We start from the raw sequence: 17,724 nt of genomic DNA, 5'->3' as shown, positions 1-17,724 counted from the left end.
AGAAATACTGACCCAACTGATCTGGAAAAGAACTCTTGTTCACTGCCGCACAGGCAGCTTAGAAAAATTGCTTGGCTTTACCAAACAAGACCTGCAGGTTCACTGCCGCACAGGCAGCTTAGAAAAGCCGTCGAGCATGGCAGCAATGGGAGCGCGGGTTCACTGCCGCACAGGCAGCTTAGAAAAGATTGGGGCGACTATTTTTTCAATGCTAGTAGTTCACTGCCGCACAGGCAGCTTAGAAAAGATGAAGCGCGACACAAGCGCGACACAGGAAGTTCACTGCCGCACAGGCAGCTTAGAAATCATCGTGGAGTTGGCTAGCTGGTACGCAGTTGTTCACTGCCGCACAGGCAGCTTAGAAAACCAGTGGCACGGTACCGCGCATTCTGTGACGGTTCACTGCCGCACAGGCAGCTTAGAAAAAGCCCGCCCTTTGATGGGTCGTAACCAATCCGTTCACTGCCGCACAGGCAGCTTAGAAAAGCAAGGCAGCGCAGGTGTTCGATGCCAACGAGTTCACTGCCGCACAGGCAGCTTAGAAATGCTGAATATCAGAGCGAGGCTAATACTGAGAGGTTCACTGCCGCACCGGCAGCTTAGAAATACTCTGCCAGACGATGACGAGATAGACCGTGGTTCACTGCCGCACAGGCAGCTTAGAAATGATAGAAAACCACATAGATATACGCAACGTTGTTCACTGCCGCACAGGCAGCTTAGAAATGAAACTGAATACCGAGTATGGGCGCGCACGAGTTCACTGCCGCACAGGCAGCTTAGAAAAGTGAATCGAACCCTAGGCGCGTTATCAATCTGTTCACTGCCGCACAGGCAGCTTAGAAATCTACGGAGTTCTTCGTGGTCGTAACCAAATGGTTCACTGCCGCACAGGCAGCTTAGAAACTCCGAAGCATCCGTACAAGATAGCGCTTCTGGTTCACTGCCGCACAGGCAGCTTAGAAAACTGAGTCTAAGTCATCATCACTATCTGAGTCGTTCACTGCCGCACAGGCAGCTTAGAAAAGCTGGTGAAGAAGTTCTTCCCCATGGTTACCGTTCACTGCCGCACAGGCAGCTTAGAAACAACAGACCTTGCCAAGTACTCTTACGAGTGTGTTCACTGCCGCACAGGCAGCTTAGAAACTCAAGCTTGCGCAACAGGCGGTTTACCTGCTGTTCACTGCCGCACAGGCAGCTTAGAAAACTGCAGCGAGACCAGCACTATCACCAAGTCCGTTTACTGCCGCATAGGCAGCTCACAAATCTTGTTCGCTAAGTTTCACCTTCGACTAGCGCCTACTAGCATGCACGCCGCTCGGGGGGGAAACCGAGGTAATTGAGCTCCCCCTCAAGCAACGCCAAACCCAAATCAACCTACCCGGCGGTGAAACACCAACGAGTACGTGACAGGTATCACCAGTAGGGTGAGCAAGGTTGCGAAGCCGAGGCCGAACATGATGGTGACGGCCATGGCGGCGAAGAACTCGTCAAATAGCAGCGGTATCATGCCTAAAATGGTGGTGACGGCGGCCATGCTGACCGGGCGTACGCGGCTGACGGCGGCGTCGAATAGCGCGTCGCTCGCTGCTTTGCCACTGTCTTCCTCGATTTGTACTTGCTCCAGCAATACCACGCCGTTTTTAATTAACATGCCGGTTAAGCTAATTAACCCAAGTAGGGCCATAAAGCTAAATGGTTGGCCGGTGAGCAACAGCCCGAAACTGACGCCTATCACGGACAGTGGCACTGTGGTCCAAATCACTGCGGCTTTGCGCGCCGAACTAAACAGTAACGCGGTAATAATAAACATGCCTAAATATGCCAGCGGCAGCGAGGTAAATAGCGCGGCCTGAGCGTTGCTGGATGCTTCTGATTCACCGCCCCAACTTAGGCTGTAGCCAGACGGTAATTCAATCGCTTCAATTAACGGCTGTACCCGCGCCTGCACCACGGCGGCGGTTTCTTCGCCAAATAGGTTGGGGTCGGCCATCACGGTGAGGGTGCGGCGGCGATCACGACGTTTAATTAAGCTGTCTTCCCATGCCAGTGGCATGTCGTGAACCACTTGCGCTAAGGGAATATAGCGATCAAATACCAGGCTATAGATTTGTAAGTCTTGCCAGTTGTCTAAATCAACGCGCTCTTCCAAAGGTGCGCGAACCACAATGGGTAACAAGTCGGTGCCGTCGCGGTAGACGCCGACATTCTTGCCGATGAAATTCGCCAATAGCAGTTCGTCGACGTCGGCTTTACTAATGCCCACGCGGCGTGCGGCGAGCTCATTAAACTGCGGTTGCAGCACTTTGGCTCGTTCGCGCCAGTCATCCATAATGTTCACCACGCCAGGGTCGGCGGCTAATATGGCTTTAGCTTGATGGGCCAATTCGCGCAGTACTTGAGGCTCGGGGCCACTGAAACGGGCTTCAATTTTGGCGGTGGTGGGCGGGCCAATTTCCATGCGGCGCAATTTAATCCGTGCTTGCGGGTGGGCTTGGGCGAAGTAATCCTGGGTGTCGTGCATTAATGAACGCAAGCTGTCCATAGAGCGCCCCTGTACAATCAGCTGCGCGTAATTCTCGTAGGCCTTTTCCACCACGTAGGTGAGGGTGAAGCGCAATGCGCCCTGGCCAATCGTGGTTGCCACGCTGTCGACCTCAGCATGTTGCACTAAATACGCTTCTGCGGCGGCAATGTCGTCTGCCGTGGCCCGAATGTCAGTGCCTTGCGGGTACCACACTTCGACATAGTAAATCGGCGTATTGGCGGCGGGGAAGAAGCTTTGCTTGACCTGACCAAACGCAAACACCGAGGCGATCAATAGCACTGCCATCGCCACCATAGTCAGCACACGAAAGCGCAGGCAAACTTTGAGCATGCCGCGGTAGACGCTGTACACCACGCCGCGGTAGGCGTCGTCTGTTGCACTTGGGTTCAACGTCGGTTTTAACAATTTGTCGGCTAAAAATGGCACCAAGGTGAGGGCGGTAAACCAGCTCAGTAATAGCGATATCAGCAGCACCCAAAACATCGAGCCGGCGAACTCACCGGTGGCGTCGGCGGATAACCCAATGGGTGCAAATGCGATAATCGCGATGACGGTGGCGCCTAACAGCGGCCACATATTTTGCTGTACCACGTCGACTGCAGCATCGAGCTTTTTCTTGCCGCGCTGTAAGCCGACTAAAATGCCGTCGCAGATAACAATCGCGTTATCGACCAGCATCCCCAAAGCGATAATCAGTGCGCCCAAGGACACGCGGTGCAAGGTGATACCAAACATGGCCATAAAAATGAACGTACCCAGCACGGTGACCAGCAACACAAAACCAATGATAAAGCCCGAGCGCATCCCCATGGTCAGCAGCAGTGCGACAATCACAATGACAACAGCTTGAGCTAAGTTAATCAGGAAGCCATCGACCGAGGTTTTAACCGCCTCCGGCTGGTTGTAAATGATATCTAGCTGCAAACCTAAAGGGGTGGCGTATTCGAGCTCAGCGAGGCGTGCACTGATGCGCTCACCCACTGCGACGACGTTTACACCGGAGCTAAACGAGACCCCAAGCCAAAGCGCTGGGTCTTGGTTAAAGCGCAGCAGGTGATCAGGAATGGGATTGGGCGCGCGGTAGATACTGGCGACATCGCCTAAATAAAGTTGCTGGCGTGCGCCGGGGTTACTAATCAGTAAGCCTTGCAGCGCTTCGACACTGCTAAATTCGCCGCTGGTAGCAAAGCGCACGGCGTCGGCGTCAAGTTGTACGCGGCCTGCGTTGGACACGGTATTCTGGCTAGCTAATAAATTATGGATACGTTGCGGCGAAATGCCTAAATTAGCCAGACGCGCACGCGATACTTCAACTACGACTTGCTCTTGTTGCACCCCGGAAATAGTCGCCTTCGCGACGCCATCAATGGTGACCAGCTCGCGCTGTACCAAACGGGCGTGATCGTGCAGCGCTTTGGCGGAGAAGCCTTCGCCACTAAAAGCGAGAAGCACCCCGTAGACGTCGGCAAAATCGTCCATCACGCGTGGGGTGCCAGCGCCCGGCGGTAAGCGGGATTGACTGTCATTGACTTTGCGGCGTAGCTCGTCCCAAATTTGTTTGAGCGGCTCTTTGCGGTAAATGTCACGCATTTCAACGGTAATTTGCGACAGCCCCGGTTTACTAATCGAGGTGATATGGCGCACGTATTCGAGCTCTTGAATCGCGCTTTCCAGGCGGTGTGTGACTTCTTCTTCTACCTGCTGTGCTGACGCGCCAGGGTAACTGGTAATCACCAGCGCTTGTTTTAACGTGAACTCAGGATCTTCTAAGCGCCCTAATCCTTGTAGTGCCATTGCACCGCCGATTAGTAGCACCAGTAAAATCAGCCAACTGGTGGTTTTGTTGCGCATTGAGTAGGCTGCAATATTCATCTTCTACAGGCCTCGCTCGCGCGCCCAAGCTGACACTTTTTGACCTTCCTGAAGCTGATGCACCCCTGCTTGTACCACGCGCTCGCCAGGCTCAATGCCTGACAATACCTGCACGCCCTGGTTGGTCATGTCGGCTATCTCGACTGCGCGCAAACGCACGTAGCCGTAACGCTCACCACTGCGATTGTCACTGGCGTCTTCAAATACCCACACATAGGCGATGCCGGGTTGCAACGGTTGTTGCTCTGGGGCAAACACCGCATTCACTGGCAGCAGCATCACCGCACGCTGACGTTCCGTCATTTGGGTCGCGTCAATTAATACGGTCGCGGTCATGCCGGGGAGTATATTCACCCCTTGCGGCGAGGGTAAGGTGAACACCACACGGTAGGTATTGGTGGCGGGGTCGGCAATTCGATCCCATTCGCGAATGCTGGCTTTAAAGGTTTGCCCGGGCACACTGTCAAACGCAATATCAGGTTGGTATTCAAGGTCGCGGCGTACGCGGGCAAATAATAATTCTGGTACCTGAATGCTGACGTCAATATGACCGTCGACTTGCAAGGTCATAATTGGCTGTTGCGGTGCAACATTTTCAAAGTTTTCCACATGTAAGTGCGCTATTACGCCGTTAAAAGGGGCTTTTAAACGGGTATAGTCTAAATTGGCTTGGGCACTGCGCAGGTTGGCTTCGGCCACGCGCAAATCGGCTTGGGCTTGGTCAAACACCGACGCGGAAATTAATGCTTGATCCAACATGCGCTGGTTACGTTCAAATTGCGCACGGGTTAGCTCCGCTCGGGCTTGGGCTTGCTCTGCCGCAAGTTCGAAGTCGTTCGGGTCGAGGGCGGCAACCACTTGCCCCTGGCGCACACTTTGGCCTGGTCGCAGCGGGAGTTGCTGTAATTCTCCGCCGACACGAAAGGCCAACTCTGCGGTTTGAGTGGCCTCGACGACGGCTGGAAAGCGTCGAATTTGATGGTCGCTGTCGCCACTGACGACATGCAAATGCACTGGGCGCACATGGTTCGCATGAATACCCGTGTCAGGTTCGGGCTGGCAGCCGGTCAGCATGACACTGGCAATGGCCAGTGGCGCGATATATTGGGCGATAGCACGCATAGCGGCTCCTTTTAGCGACTCAACAGGTCATTCAGTTGGTGATAAAAAAGCCAGTGTAAAGCAGCTTGTCTTAAAGTAATATTGAATAAATCTTTCAAACTCATTAAGGTTTTCTTTATGAATTTATGGCAGCTGCAAGTGTTTCAGGCCATTGTTCAACATGGTAGCCTGCAAGTGGCGGCCAACCAGCTGCATCGCACGGCACCTGCGTTAAGTATGAGCTTGAATAAGTTAGAGCAAGATCTCGGCTTTCAGCTGTTTACCCGCGACGGTTATCGTTTGCAGCTTACCGCTCAAGGGCGTCAATTCCACCACCATAGTTATGAATTATTACTGCAATACCAGCGCTTGGAATCCTTCACCCAGCAGCTGCGCGAGGGCGCGGAGCATAGCTTTGAAATTGCGTTTGAGAGTGCTTGCCACCCAAACTTATTGAGTGCCGCCTTGCGCCATGTACAGCAGGCATATCCCGCCACCGACATTGTGGTGACTGGCGAATCGCAGTTGAACACATTAAAGCGCGTGCAGCACAAGCAAGTCTTATTGGGGTTAACGCCTTGGTTAGCGGTATTCCAACAACAGGCCGACTTTGACAGCGTGTTCGTGGCCGAGTACCAACTGACGGTGGTGGTGGCGCGAGAGCGTGTTGAGCACTTGGCAGCAAACGGCTTAACCCGTGCGCACTTGCAGCATATTCCGGCAGTACTGCCGCAACATATGGACATGGGCATCGAGCCAGAGCAAATTTTTCGTGGTATCGGTAGTGCACGAATTCGCGTGAATGACGTCAACACCATGCTCAGTATGGTGCGGACCGGGGTTGGCTGGGGCATTGTGCCGCGGCAGTTCGTTGCCACTGACTTGAAAAATGGGCGACTGATTGAGGTCAACGTGGCCAGCATGATAAGTCAAGTGCATGCCGAGGTGCGATTGGTCAAGCTAGCGGGTTCGGTGCTTGGCCCCGCAGCGCAAGCGCTTTGGGACTTTTACCAACAACAGCAGGCACTTAAATAGCAGCCACAGCGACATGCTGGCATAGTATTTGTATTCCAATGGCTATCGGTAGTAATAGGAAATGACGACGTGGAAGTAGCGGCAAGACTAGCAAATACCCCAACACCCGCCATCGCAAGCCAAGGCGCCCAAGCGCAGACCTCGCAAGGTGACGGACAGAAGGCACCATTCGACCCCGCCGTGCTGAAAGATCAAAAAGCAGCGTTGAGCGCCGCCAATGAAATGGCGCAGGCCGCGAGTGATGAGCCAATTGCTCACGCTAAAAGCGCCGCGACCAGTGACACTGCAGTGTCGAGCCAAACCTCACCCAGCGCGCGCCAAAATGCCGAATGGTCACGCACTGATGGCGCGCCGAATTGGTCGACGTTAAGTGCGCAATCCAAAGGCTACACCTTTACTGACCGCGCGATTAATTTGTATCAACATATTAGTGCGATGCGCGTAGCTTAAGAATTACGCATTCTGTTTAATAGCTCGAAAATGTTAAAGTAACTGCATGGCAACCTAGGGTTAATTCATTTATCTAAACCCCTTTTATCTAAATAAGGACCCGTCATGCGGATTGTGCACGTTCTCTTGACTAAACGTTTTGCAGGCACTGAACGCCATGTTGTTGATCTTGTAAGCGAACAGGCGAAAACCCATGACGTGCATGTCATTTTGCATGCAAAAGGCTATGGTTCGAGAGTTGATGCCGTCGCGCGCAGATTCCCAACGAACGTAACCTTGCATAAGGTGGGTCGTCCTATCCGCCAGTGGACCTTTGCTCAGGTACGGCATGTCATTGGTAAAATAAACCCCGATGTTGTGCACTGCCATCTAAAAGCCGCGTGTAAGAGCGTGAAGGGGCTTCGCAATGTGGCGCGAATTGCTACCTTGCATATTGACTACGATGCTGCGCAACATGCGCATATGGACGCGCTGATTTGTTTAACTCCACAGCAGCAAGTGCGAGCACAGGCCGTTAGCCAAGCAAAGTTGGTGCACATTGATAACTGGGTGACGGGCGAACCGGCTAACTCCGCAGACGCTGAAGCTATTAGGCGCCAACATGGCTTTGATAAAGATGCATTTATAATCGGAACCGTCGGTCGAATCGAAGCGAGCAAGCGCCATCGATGGTTGATTGAGACGCTGCAACCTTTGCTGAGCGACGCTGTGAAACTGGTCATCATTGGCGAGGGTAGGTTGCGTGCTGAGTTAGAGCAAGCTTATCCAGAGGTCTACTTTCCAGGTTACAGTGACACCCCAAAAGCCTGGCTCAAGAGCTTTGATGTATTTGTCAATGTTGCAGATTTCGAGCCTTTCGGTTTGGTGTTTTTAGAAGCAGCGCAAGCAGGCACTGATATTGTTGCGACCCAAACTGAGGGTGCAAGCCACCTGTCTCAGTTGTTGGGCTTTGAAGTGGTACCTATTGATAACCCAGAGGCCTTCAGGCAAGCCATCAGTTCATTACTAGATGCCAAACAGAAGACGCGAAGCTATGATTTAACTGGCTTTGACCTTGCAGGCCAGTCCGCCAAAGTTGAGCAAGTGTATAGTGCTTGTTTACAAGAGTAAGCGTCATATAAAAACAAGGTGCATTTAAATTAAGCATCCGATTATTTACATGTTTTTACCTCTATTTCGTGCTTAAACCACTTATTTTCTGCATTCGTTATTATGTATAATATACGCCCTCCAATTGATACGTAAGGGAATGCAGTGTCTTTGTTGTTAATTATTGTTGTTTTGTTGCTAGTTTTCGCCATCGGGTATTGGTGGTTTCAGCAAACTAAGCCCGTCGAGTTGCCTCATTTTACTGATCATCAAATAGTTTTAGGCCAAGGCCAGCCATGTGCCAAGCCCATTCCTCAAATTATTTGGACCTACTGGCATTCGCCGACATTGCCGCTTGTGGTGGAGCAATGTATTGCAGGATGGCGGCGTTTCAATCCTGAATATCGTATTGAGGTGCTAAACAAAGACAATTTGGCGGATTTCATTAGCCCAATTCCCGCTCATCTTGAGCGATTAAATGTGGCGAAGCAGACGGATTGGATGCGCCTGGAATTGCTCAACCGCTATGGTGGCATTTGGATGGATGCGTCGATTATATTGACACAACCGCTTGATTGGGTCGGCCAACTTCAGCGCCAGCAAGCTGCTGAATTTGTCGGGTACTACATTGATGGCTATACCCAGCGTAAAGAATTACCCGTGGTCGATAGTTGGTTCTTAGCGGCACCCGCGGGAAGCCGATTTATTGCGGACTGGCTCTCATTGTTTAAACAGCAGGCTATCGTTGGTGATACAGAAGACTATATTGCTAAGCTAGAACAAAGTGGGCGCCTGGCCGATGTGCGTCAAGGCATTGGCGACCCCTATTACCATACCGTGCATATTGCAGCGCAGGACGTGCTCAGCCAGCATGTTGCGGGCTATAAATTGGCATTGATACGCGCTGAAGATAGCGCTTTTGCGCTGCATGCGTGCGCCAAGTGGCGTCGTAAGCGTTTGTACGTACGCTTATTGTGGAATACACAGGCAGAACGCCCATTGATGATTAAACTTCGTGGCGGTGAGCGAACCAAGTTAGAAGGGTATTTGCGCCGGGGGCTGTTCCGGCGCGATAGCATTGTGGGGCGTATGCAGCGCTAAATAATCGCTGCCACCAATATTGCTACTTCCAGTTTTCCGCTATCCATGGCACTGGCTTAACGTGGCGGTACCACTTACCACTGCGTCCAATGATGGCATCGTCAGGGTGCGGCTTGCCATGGAAAATGACAATTTTAGCGCCATCTGGAATGCTGGCGGTTTTGAACCATTGCATGATGCCTTTTGGCATACAATGACGCTTAAAGCTGACGCACCAGCCTTTTGGCCAGTAGTCGAGTTTGCCTTGGCGGTGCAAATTTAAGGTTACGAATTCTTGTTCGTTACGCACTTCACGCAGCACTTTGTCTTTTTGCGTTTTTAACAGCTCAATTAAGTCGCTGTGTGCGCCTGCTTCGAAGCGATACACTGACGTATTACCGGTCGCATCGCTCTTGTCCCACTCTTTAATGACGCGGAATTCACCTTCAGGCTCAAAGAAGCAGTCAATGCTATCCACGATAACAATGTCTAAATCTAAGAAAATCGTGGGGCCGGTCAAGTCGCTGAGCGGATCAGCAAAGCTGGTCACCTTCAACCAGCCATGACCTTTACTCCAAGGCTCAAAATTATCAAAGTCAGCAAAACCAATTTTTGGAATGGCCTGAACTTCAATGCCCAAGTTCTCGTCGATACCAGTTGGGTCGTCAGTGAAGCAGACGAAGCGATGGGGTAAACTTAAATGGCGTGACACCATAGCGCGCAAGCGGTTGACATAATCAGAGCCATATTTTTGACCCCACTTAATGCAAATAATATTAACCGGTTGTGACATAACTCGAAGCGCTCCTAACGGACGAATATATATAAAAAATGGCGTATTTCTTTTAACATAGCCGAATAACCCATGATAAAGCACTCTGCATGAAGATACTAGTTTTAGGCGGCGCCGGATATATCGGTTCACATATGGCAAAAGTCTTGGTGAACGCGGGTTATCAAGTGGTGGTGCTGGACAATTTAAGCACCGGATTTAAAAGCCAAGCCAAGTATGGCGAACTGGTGTTGGCTGACTTACACGACAGCGATGCGCTTGACCGCGTGTTTAGCCAGCACCAGATAGCCGCAGTAATGCACTTTGCGGCGGCCAGCTTGGTTGGCGAATCTATTGTCGAACCGGCGAAGTATTACCACAATAACCTGATCGCGAGCTTGAACTTGCTCGCTGCGATGCGTCGTCATCAGGTACCGCATTTGGTGTTTTCGTCGACCGCTGCGGTGTATGGGGAACCTGCGTATACGCCGATTGACGAAGCACACCCCAAGCAACCGATTAACCCGTATGGCAGCAGCAAATGGATGGTGGAGCAGGTGTTGGAAGACTACGCCAGTGCCTATGGCGTCAGCTCGGTGCGTTTGCGTTACTTTAATGCCGCGGGGGCCGATCCTGACGGTGAGCTTGGCGAGTGCCATGACCCTGAAACCCATTTAATTCCAATTATTCTGCAGGCTGCGTCCGGGCGACGGGCGTCGATTAAGGTGTTTGGTCAAGATTATGCAACCCCGGACGGTACCTGTGTACGCGACTATATTCATGTGATGGACTTATGCCAGGCGCATTTACGCAGTTTAGAGCTGTTACTTGCGCAATCAGCGCCCGCGAGCCATGTGTTCAATTTAGGCATTGGCCATGGCTTTTCGGTGCAGCAAGTGATTGATGCGGCGCGCTCGGTGGTGGCCGCTGATGGTTGCACGATTACGGTGGAAGAGGCCCCGCGCCGTGCCGGTGACCCAGCGGTGCTGGTCGCGGATTCACAATTGGCGCAGCAACGCTTGAACTGGCAGCCAGAATACACGGACTTAGCCACCATGATTGCCCATGCATGGCATTGGGAAAAGCAGTACAGTCAATTTAATAGCAGCCGATAGGAAAGCAACTCATGCACATTTGTCATGTCATTTTGACCCATAGTTTTGCCGGGAGTGAGCGCTACGCCATTGAGCTGGCGAATGCGCAAAGCGCCGAGCATGAGGTGACGGTGATTTTACATCAGCGTGGTTGCGAGCAGCGTGCCAATGCATTGCGTCATCGCCTAAGTGATAGTGTGCGCGTGCTGACTGTGTCAGGGCCGAAATGGTGGGCTAGTTGGCAGGCCAAACGTCTACTTAGGCAGCTGCAGCCTGATGTTGCGCATGCGCATTTAAGCGCTGCCTGCAAAGCCTTAAAAGGTTTACACGGCCCGCTGCGATTAGCTACTTTGCACATTCACTATAAGCCAAGCCAGCATGCTCATCTGGATGCGGTGATTGCAATTGCACCATGGCAACTTGACGCATTACCACCCCGTTTAAGGTCGCGCGCTATTCAAATTGACAACTGGACGTCCGCGGCCATGGCGTCGAACCAAGAGCGGGATGAGATACGGCAACAATGGGGTGTCGGGCCAGACGATTATGTGTTCGGCGCGCTCGGACGCATTGAACCTAGCAAAGGCCATGACACCTTGCTCGCGGCGTTTGCCGAAATTGCTGATAACAACACCAAGCTCGTGATAGTTGGTGATGGTAGTGCGTTATCTAAATTGCGCGCAGACTTACCAACGGCATTGGAATCCAAGGTCATTTTTCATGGTTTTAGTGCTCACCCGCAGCAATGTCTCGCTGGGTTCGATGGCTTTGTCAGTGCCGCGCGTTCTGAGCCTTTCGGTTTGGTATTTTTAGAGGCGATGGTGGCGCGCTTACCAACTGTGGCAACCGCTTCTCAGGGCGCTAGCTACCTAGGCGAGTTATTTCAACATCCAGTCACGCCTGTGGATGATGTGGCCGCGTTGGCAAAAGCCATGGCCACACTGCGCGCCTTGGGTAAAACGCCGATTCAGCGAGACTTAACTCGCTTTGATGTGCAGCAGCGTTGCGCGGATGTAGTCGCTTTTTATCGTCAGCAAATCGAGCATCCACAGTGATGTAAAGCATTACCTGTGAGGCCTTACGGGTTCGCAAATATAACTTTGATGAATGGGCACCATAGTTGCCTTGATGGCGGCGGTCATTCAAACGCCACGCCTTTTCCCGTATAATGCGGGGGTTTTTCCAACGAGTTGCTATGGTGCGCACATTTCCCTGGGAGTCAGGTATCGCACACGCCCATAGCAGGTCCAACGATAAGAGGAAGCAAGCGTGTTACAACAGTATCGTGAGCATGTGGCCGAGCGCGCCGCAGAAGGTATCCCACCGAAGCCGTTAAGCCCAGAGCAAGTCACTGATTTAGTGGAATTGCTGAAGAACCCACCGGCAGGTGAAGAAGAATTTTTATTTGAATTGATCAGCGAGCGGGTTCCTCCGGGCGTTGATGAAGCAGCGTATGTCAAAGCTGGCTTCCTTTCAGCCGTTGTCAAAGGTGAAGTTACATCACCTATCGTGAGCAAGCAGCAAGCGGTGAAGTTGTTAGGCAACATGCACGGCGGTTACAACATTGTGACCTTGGTTGACTTACTTGATGACAGCGAGCTTGCTGAATTGGCAGGGGAAGAGCTCAAGCACACGATTTTGATGTTTGACGCCTTCCACGACGTTGAAGAAAAAATGAAAAATGGCAACGCAGTTGCCAAAGCTGTGATTGAGAGCTGGGCAGAAGCCGAGTGGTTCACTCAGCGTCCTGCGTTGGCAGAGTCAATCAAAGCAACCGTATTCAAAGTACCTGGTGAAACCAACACCGACGATTTATCGCCGGCACCAGATGCTTGGTCGCGCCCGGATATTCCGTTGCACGCGAAAGCGATGTACAAAATGCCACGCGAAGGCGTGACCGATGCCGCGAAGCAAATTGAAGAATTAAAGCAAAAAGGTCACCCAGTGGCTTTCGTCGGTGACGTAGTGGGTACAGGTTCGTCGCGTAAATCTGCGACTAACTCAGTGCTTTGGAACATTGGTGAAGACATGCCTGGTACGCCGAACAAGCGTGCAGGTGGTATTTGCATCGGTGGCAAAGTGGCGCCAATTTTCTACAACACGATGAAAGACGCGGGTACTTTGGTATTCGAAGCTGACGTTGATCAAATCGATACCGGCGACGTGATCGTGATTTACCCGTACGAGGGCAAAATTACCAACGAAGCGGGCGATGTGATTGCACAGTACAGCTACGGCTCTGACGTGATTCTTGATGAAGTACGTGCGGGTGGTCGAATTAACCTGATCATCGGTCGTGGTTTAACTGGTAAAGCGCGTGAGTCACTAGGGCTTGGTCGTACTGACTTGTTCCGCACGCCAGAGCAACCGAATGACACTGGCAAAGGTTACACCTTGGCTCAGAAGATGGTTGGTAAAGCCTGTGGTATGGATGGCGTGCGTCCAGGCACCTACTGCGAACCTAAGATGACCACCGTGGGTTCACAGGACACCACCGGCCCAATGACCCGTGACGAGCTAAAAGACTTAGCGTGTTTAGGTTTTAACGCTGATTTGGTGATGCAGTCATTCTGTCACACCGCGGCGTATCCGAAGCCAGTTGATATTGAAACTCAGCACACCTTGCCTGATTTCATCATGAACCGTGGCGGTGTGTCGCTGCGTCCTGGTGACGGTATTATTCACAGCTGGTTGAACCGCATGTTGATGCCTGACACGGTCGGTACTGGCGGCGATTCGCACACGCGCTTCCCGCTGGGTATTTCTTTCCCTGCAGGTTCTGGTTTGGTCGCGTTTGCTGCGGCCACAGGCGTGATGCCGTTAGACATGCCTGAGTCAGTGCTGGTTCGCTTTAAAGGCACCATGCAATCAGGTGTGACCTTACGTGACTTGGTTCACGCCATTCCGTTGTATGCTATTAAGAAAGGCTTATTAACCGTTGAGAAACGCGGTAAGAAGAATATCTTCTCTGGCCGTATTCTTGAAATTGAAGGCCTTGAGAACTTAACCGTTGAGCAAGCCTTTGAATTGTCAGATGCATCGGCAGAGCGTTCAGCAGCGGGTTGTACAATTAAGCTGTCTGAAGAGTCAATTGCTGAGTACTTGCGCTCAAACATCACCATGTTGCGTTGGATGATCAACGAAGGCTATGGCGATGCACGTACCCTTGAGCGCCGTGCGCGTAAGATGGAAGAGTGGTTGGCGAACCCTGAATTAATGCAGGCAGATGCTGACGCTGAATACTCTGAAGTGATTGAAATTGATTTGAATGAAATCAAAGAGCCAATCTTATGCTGCCCGAACGACCCAGACGATGCGAAAACCTTGTCTGATGTTGCAGGCGACAAAGTTGACGAAGTATTCATCGGTTCATGTATGACCAACATTGGGCACTTCCGTGCGGCAGGTAAACTGCTTGAGCAGAATACCAAAGAGTTGCAGACTCGCCTGTGGATTGCGCCACCGACCAAGATGGACGAAGCGCAGTTAATGGAAGAAGGTTACTACAACATTTATGGCCGCAACGGTGTGCGCACTGAAATGCCTGGCTGTTCACTATGTATGGGTAACCAAGCACGTGTTGAAGCCAATTCAACGGTGTTGTCGACCTCCACGCGTAACTTCCCGAACCGCTTAGGTGATGGTGCGAACGTGTACTTAGCGTCAGCTGAGCTGTCAGCGGTGGGTGCGATTTTAGGTAAGATCCCAACCCGTGAAGAGTACATGGAATACGCGCAAAGCATCGACGCGATGTCTGGCGAAGTATACAAATACTTGAACTTCGACCAAATGCCTGAGTTCAAGGAAGCGGAAGACAACGCGAAACTGAAAATTATCCCAACGATTAACGTTGCGTAATTAACGGTTTCAGCAGTAAGTAATAGCAGTAAGTTACAGCAGTAAGGAACAAAGCCCAGTGCAGTCAATGCACTGGGCTTTTTTTGTGAGTCATTGTGGTTGAATATTTTACTTAGCCTTAACGTGTATCACGGTTTAAACTTGGTATGCTAATCGCTACAACCCACGCAAACCAAACGTGTAACAAAAGCACAAAGGAGCATCAAGATGCAGGGACAACCTTGGTTCGCCGTCATCGCCATGGTGACGGTGCTTGGGTGGGCAAACGTCGCTGCTGCAGAGCAGGAGGTAAGCATGCAACAGCAATTGACGTACTTAGATTCCGCCCCTTACGAAATTGAGTACACCACACCTTATTTCAGCCGTCTCCATGATTACCCTGATTTAGCTGCCATGCTGCGAGCTTACCGTGACAACTTGCTGGCGCTGGCTAGCTCGGCAAATATGCAATGCTTTCGTGTGCGTGAACCCTTTGCGTTACCCATTGAGCATCGCTTAACGATGCAACATATCACCATGGCGGACGGCACACAGCTGCAAATGCCGGATGTGATGGCAGGGCGTCGCCAGACTGACGCGTTGCGAGCACGCAATGACGGCTTTTGTTTTCATCAGCCGTTGTCAGATGCGGCGAAGCCACCGCAGTCAGTCACGGCTGAATTGAGCGCGCGGGTTCCCGAGCAACTACTTACGTTTGAGTTTAATCGCGATGATGTGGGCAGCACACACACTCAACATGGGTATGCAGTGACGTTAGTGGCGATGGGTGCGCATAGCTATGGTGTGCAGGTTAAAACCCGCGGTGAGGGCGGTAATGACCAGTCAGGCTACACCCTGGTGGGCGAGGCTCAGGCATCGAACCAGCGTTGGTTGCGCCAACGCACTGCGCAGACCTATGCCAGTGGCGATTCAGCGCGCGAAACTACCCATGCCTTTGCGTTCCATGGTGCGGTTGAGCATGCCAGGGTGAGGTTAATGGTCTACGCCAGCAAAGGTGACGAGCATGGCGCCAGCGTAGTGCAAACGGTGGACATTCCGTTTCACGGTGAGTTGGCTCAAACCACAGAGTTTGAATCCATTAATGCCTTACCAACCATTGATGTGGCTGGCCCCGTATTGAACCATCGGCCTGAAGTACGAGCCGAAGCGTCTGATCTTGATGCTGCACGAATGGCAACTGCCATTGAGATTCGCCGCCGTCAGCTATCGCCACAAAGTGACCCCGCGATTCGCCATCCTGAGCAATTATTTTTGCACTACCCCAGCGTACAAAGTGATGTATTTATTGGCATCTTCGAAAGGTTTTCGGCGCAGGGGGTGGCTAACAGCGTGAAGTTCTTTGACGCCAGTGGCGAGCTGATTCAGCCAGCCACGGATTTAAGCGAGATAGTGCGCTTTAATGTCTCGCGCTTAGAGTTTGCCCCCAGGGAACTTGCGCAGCCGCCCGCACGCTTGCAGGCAACGGTTACCGTGCGCACCGCGCCGGAGATGCAACAGCAAGCCTACGCCCGCGACGCGTTGCCGCCTGGAGTGAGTATGTCCGCCAATCGTATCGTGATTGATTATGCGGTGTTTCAACCTGAGGAAATGCAGGACGTCAGCGCGCGACGAGTCGACCGTCGTAATCAGGTGTTTGCCAAAGACAGTGAAGGGCGTTATTTGGCTGAAATTGGCCTGCTAACGCAAATACGGCAAGGCGCTGAGCCTGTAGATGTGTATTACTTTTACGGTGAACCACAGTGGTTTGCAATATGGTACCAAGGTGAATTGAAGGACGTTGAATTTGTGCTGGATAGCGCGCTTTAACGCACAACGTTGACGACCTGTCACTTATGTAAAAGCGGTGTATACTTAGTGTTATTAAAGTGATGTTTAAACACGCATTATAATAACAATAAAGGGATATACCATGGCTGCGCGTCCACAGCCCGGCGTCTACACCGTTAATAGCCTGCATGGTCTGATACTGTTTTGTCAGTTGCGTGAGGGGCACGTTGCCTCCGCGCGTTTAAAATTAGCCAAGCTGCCTAACTTACTGAATAGTTTAAGTGAGCGATTTTCAGAATCGCTATTAAGCGTTGTCACTGCGGTCGGTAGCCGCGGTTGGGAGCGCTTGTGTCCAGCGCCCGAGACGCTGCCTCCAGGGTTGCGCCCCTTCCCGAAATTTGACCAAGCCGTACATAGCTTAACGGTGAATCAGTATGATTTGGTATTGTTGATTCGTTCAGACCGCGTTGATACCAACTTCTTCGCTGGGCGTGTGTTGCTTGACTGGTTCGGCGATGATCTGCAGTTAGTGCTGGAACATAATGTGTTCCACTATTTGGATAACCGCAATTTATTGGGTTTCAAATGCCAGCGCGCGTTACACGGGCCGAAATTGGAGCAAAGTTGCTGGGTACAAGCACCGCAGCAGCCTTTATGGCACTTGGGTAGCTTTATGTTTATTCAGCATTTCTTGCTGCACTTAGAGTCCTGGCATGAGCTTAAGGCGAGTAAGCAGGAGCAAATTATAGGGCGTAGCAAGCTGAATAACGAACCGCTTAGTACGCACTTGTCAAGCCACGCAGATAAAACCGCGATGGTGACCAGTGCGCCACTGGTTTGGCAGCAAATGCCAAGTGCCAGTATGCGTGAACAAGGCCACGTAGACGTGATGTGGGCGCGAGACTTTAACACCTTAACCGAGTTCGTTCGCCAACGTGTTGAAGAAGACGAGAATGGCTTTTGCGACCCGTTACTGGACTATCAAAGTAACACGGTCAGCTGTGCGTTATTCGTGCCACCGCTGGCATGGTTTCAAGCGTTGAATCCAGGCTAACTCA

General features: G+C 51.8%; 12 protein-coding genes and 1 CRISPR repeat array (1 of these 13 running past the window's edge). Of the genes, 9 read left to right on the top strand and 3 right to left on the bottom strand.

What is annotated here, in order from left to right; translation table 11 throughout:
• A CRISPR array of direct repeats spans positions 1-1,266; the repeat unit is 28 nt; unit sequence GTTCACTGCCGCACAGGCAGCTTAGAAA; it reaches 1,884 nt to the left of the window's first position.
• Positions 1,267-1,372: 106 nt separating this feature from the next.
• A complete protein-coding gene (locus CWE07_RS05390) occupies positions 1,373-4,420 on the bottom strand; it encodes an efflux RND transporter permease subunit (protein ID WP_111568402.1) in 3,048 nt (1,015 codons plus the stop codon).
• A 3-nt stretch (positions 4,421-4,423) separates the two neighbouring features.
• Positions 4,424-5,542, bottom strand: coding sequence for an efflux RND transporter periplasmic adaptor subunit (locus tag CWE07_RS05385; protein ID WP_111568403.1), 1,119 nt, complete (start codon positions 5,540-5,542; stop codon positions 4,424-4,426).
• Positions 5,543-5,659: 117 nt separating this feature from the next.
• Here CWE07_RS05385 and CWE07_RS05380 point away from each other — a divergent pair, with 117 nt between their 5' ends.
• The 4 genes from CWE07_RS05380 (at position 5,660) to CWE07_RS05365 (ending at position 9,196) form a co-directional block, all read left to right on the top strand.
• Entirely contained in the window at positions 5,660-6,556 is an 897-nt protein-coding gene (locus CWE07_RS05380; protein WP_111568404.1) for a LysR family transcriptional regulator, read from the top strand.
• Positions 6,557-6,625: 69 nt separating this feature from the next.
• The gene (locus tag CWE07_RS05375; protein ID WP_111568405.1) at positions 6,626-7,006 is read left to right on the top strand and encodes a hypothetical protein; all 381 of its coding nucleotides are present in this window, start codon (positions 6,626-6,628) and stop codon (positions 7,004-7,006) included.
• 105 nt (positions 7,007-7,111) lie between these two features.
• Complete coding sequence (locus tag CWE07_RS05370; protein ID WP_111568406.1) at positions 7,112-8,116, top strand: glycosyltransferase family 4 protein; 1,005 nt, start codon at positions 7,112-7,114, stop codon at positions 8,114-8,116.
• 144 nt (positions 8,117-8,260) lie between these two features.
• Entirely contained in the window at positions 8,261-9,196 is a 936-nt protein-coding gene (locus tag CWE07_RS05365; RefSeq protein ID WP_111568407.1) for a glycosyltransferase family 32 protein, read from the top strand.
• 22 nt (positions 9,197-9,218) lie between these two features.
• On the opposite strand, the gene CWE07_RS05360 is transcribed toward CWE07_RS05365, so the two are convergent.
• On the bottom strand, positions 9,219-9,968 hold the full coding sequence (locus tag CWE07_RS05360; protein WP_111568408.1) for a glycosyltransferase: 750 nt from the start codon (positions 9,966-9,968) through the stop codon (positions 9,219-9,221).
• Between the two features lie 89 nt (positions 9,969-10,057).
• Here CWE07_RS05360 and galE point away from each other — a divergent pair, with 89 nt between their 5' ends.
• The 5 genes from galE to CWE07_RS05335 all read left to right on the top strand — a co-directional run bounded on the left by galE (position 10,058) and on the right by CWE07_RS05335 (position 17,720).
• Positions 10,058-11,062 carry a UDP-glucose 4-epimerase GalE gene (gene galE / locus CWE07_RS05355; RefSeq protein WP_111568409.1) on the top strand — a complete coding sequence of 335 codons (1,005 nt, stop codon included), beginning with the start codon at positions 10,058-10,060 and terminating at the stop codon, positions 11,060-11,062.
• An 11-nt stretch (positions 11,063-11,073) separates the two neighbouring features.
• Positions 11,074-12,096 carry a glycosyltransferase gene (locus CWE07_RS05350; RefSeq protein ID WP_111568410.1) on the top strand — a complete coding sequence of 341 codons (1,023 nt, stop codon included), beginning with the start codon at positions 11,074-11,076 and terminating at the stop codon, positions 12,094-12,096.
• Positions 12,097-12,310: 214 nt separating this feature from the next.
• Complete coding sequence (acnB, locus tag CWE07_RS05345; RefSeq protein ID WP_111568411.1) at positions 12,311-14,899, top strand: bifunctional aconitate hydratase 2/2-methylisocitrate dehydratase; 2,589 nt, start codon at positions 12,311-12,313, stop codon at positions 14,897-14,899.
• A 207-nt stretch (positions 14,900-15,106) separates the two neighbouring features.
• Positions 15,107-16,705, top strand: coding sequence for a hypothetical protein (locus CWE07_RS05340; protein WP_111568412.1), 1,599 nt, complete (start codon positions 15,107-15,109; stop codon positions 16,703-16,705).
• Between the two features lie 103 nt (positions 16,706-16,808).
• A complete protein-coding gene (locus CWE07_RS05335; RefSeq protein ID WP_111568413.1) occupies positions 16,809-17,720 on the top strand; it encodes a Dyp-type peroxidase in 912 nt (303 codons plus the stop codon).
• Positions 17,721-17,724 lie beyond the last annotated feature (4 nt).

The organism is Aliidiomarina maris, from assembly GCF_003987335.1.
Taxonomy (GTDB): domain Bacteria; phylum Pseudomonadota; class Gammaproteobacteria; order Enterobacterales; family Alteromonadaceae; genus Aliidiomarina; species Aliidiomarina maris.
This window is presented reverse-complemented; position numbering and strand designations above follow the sequence as displayed.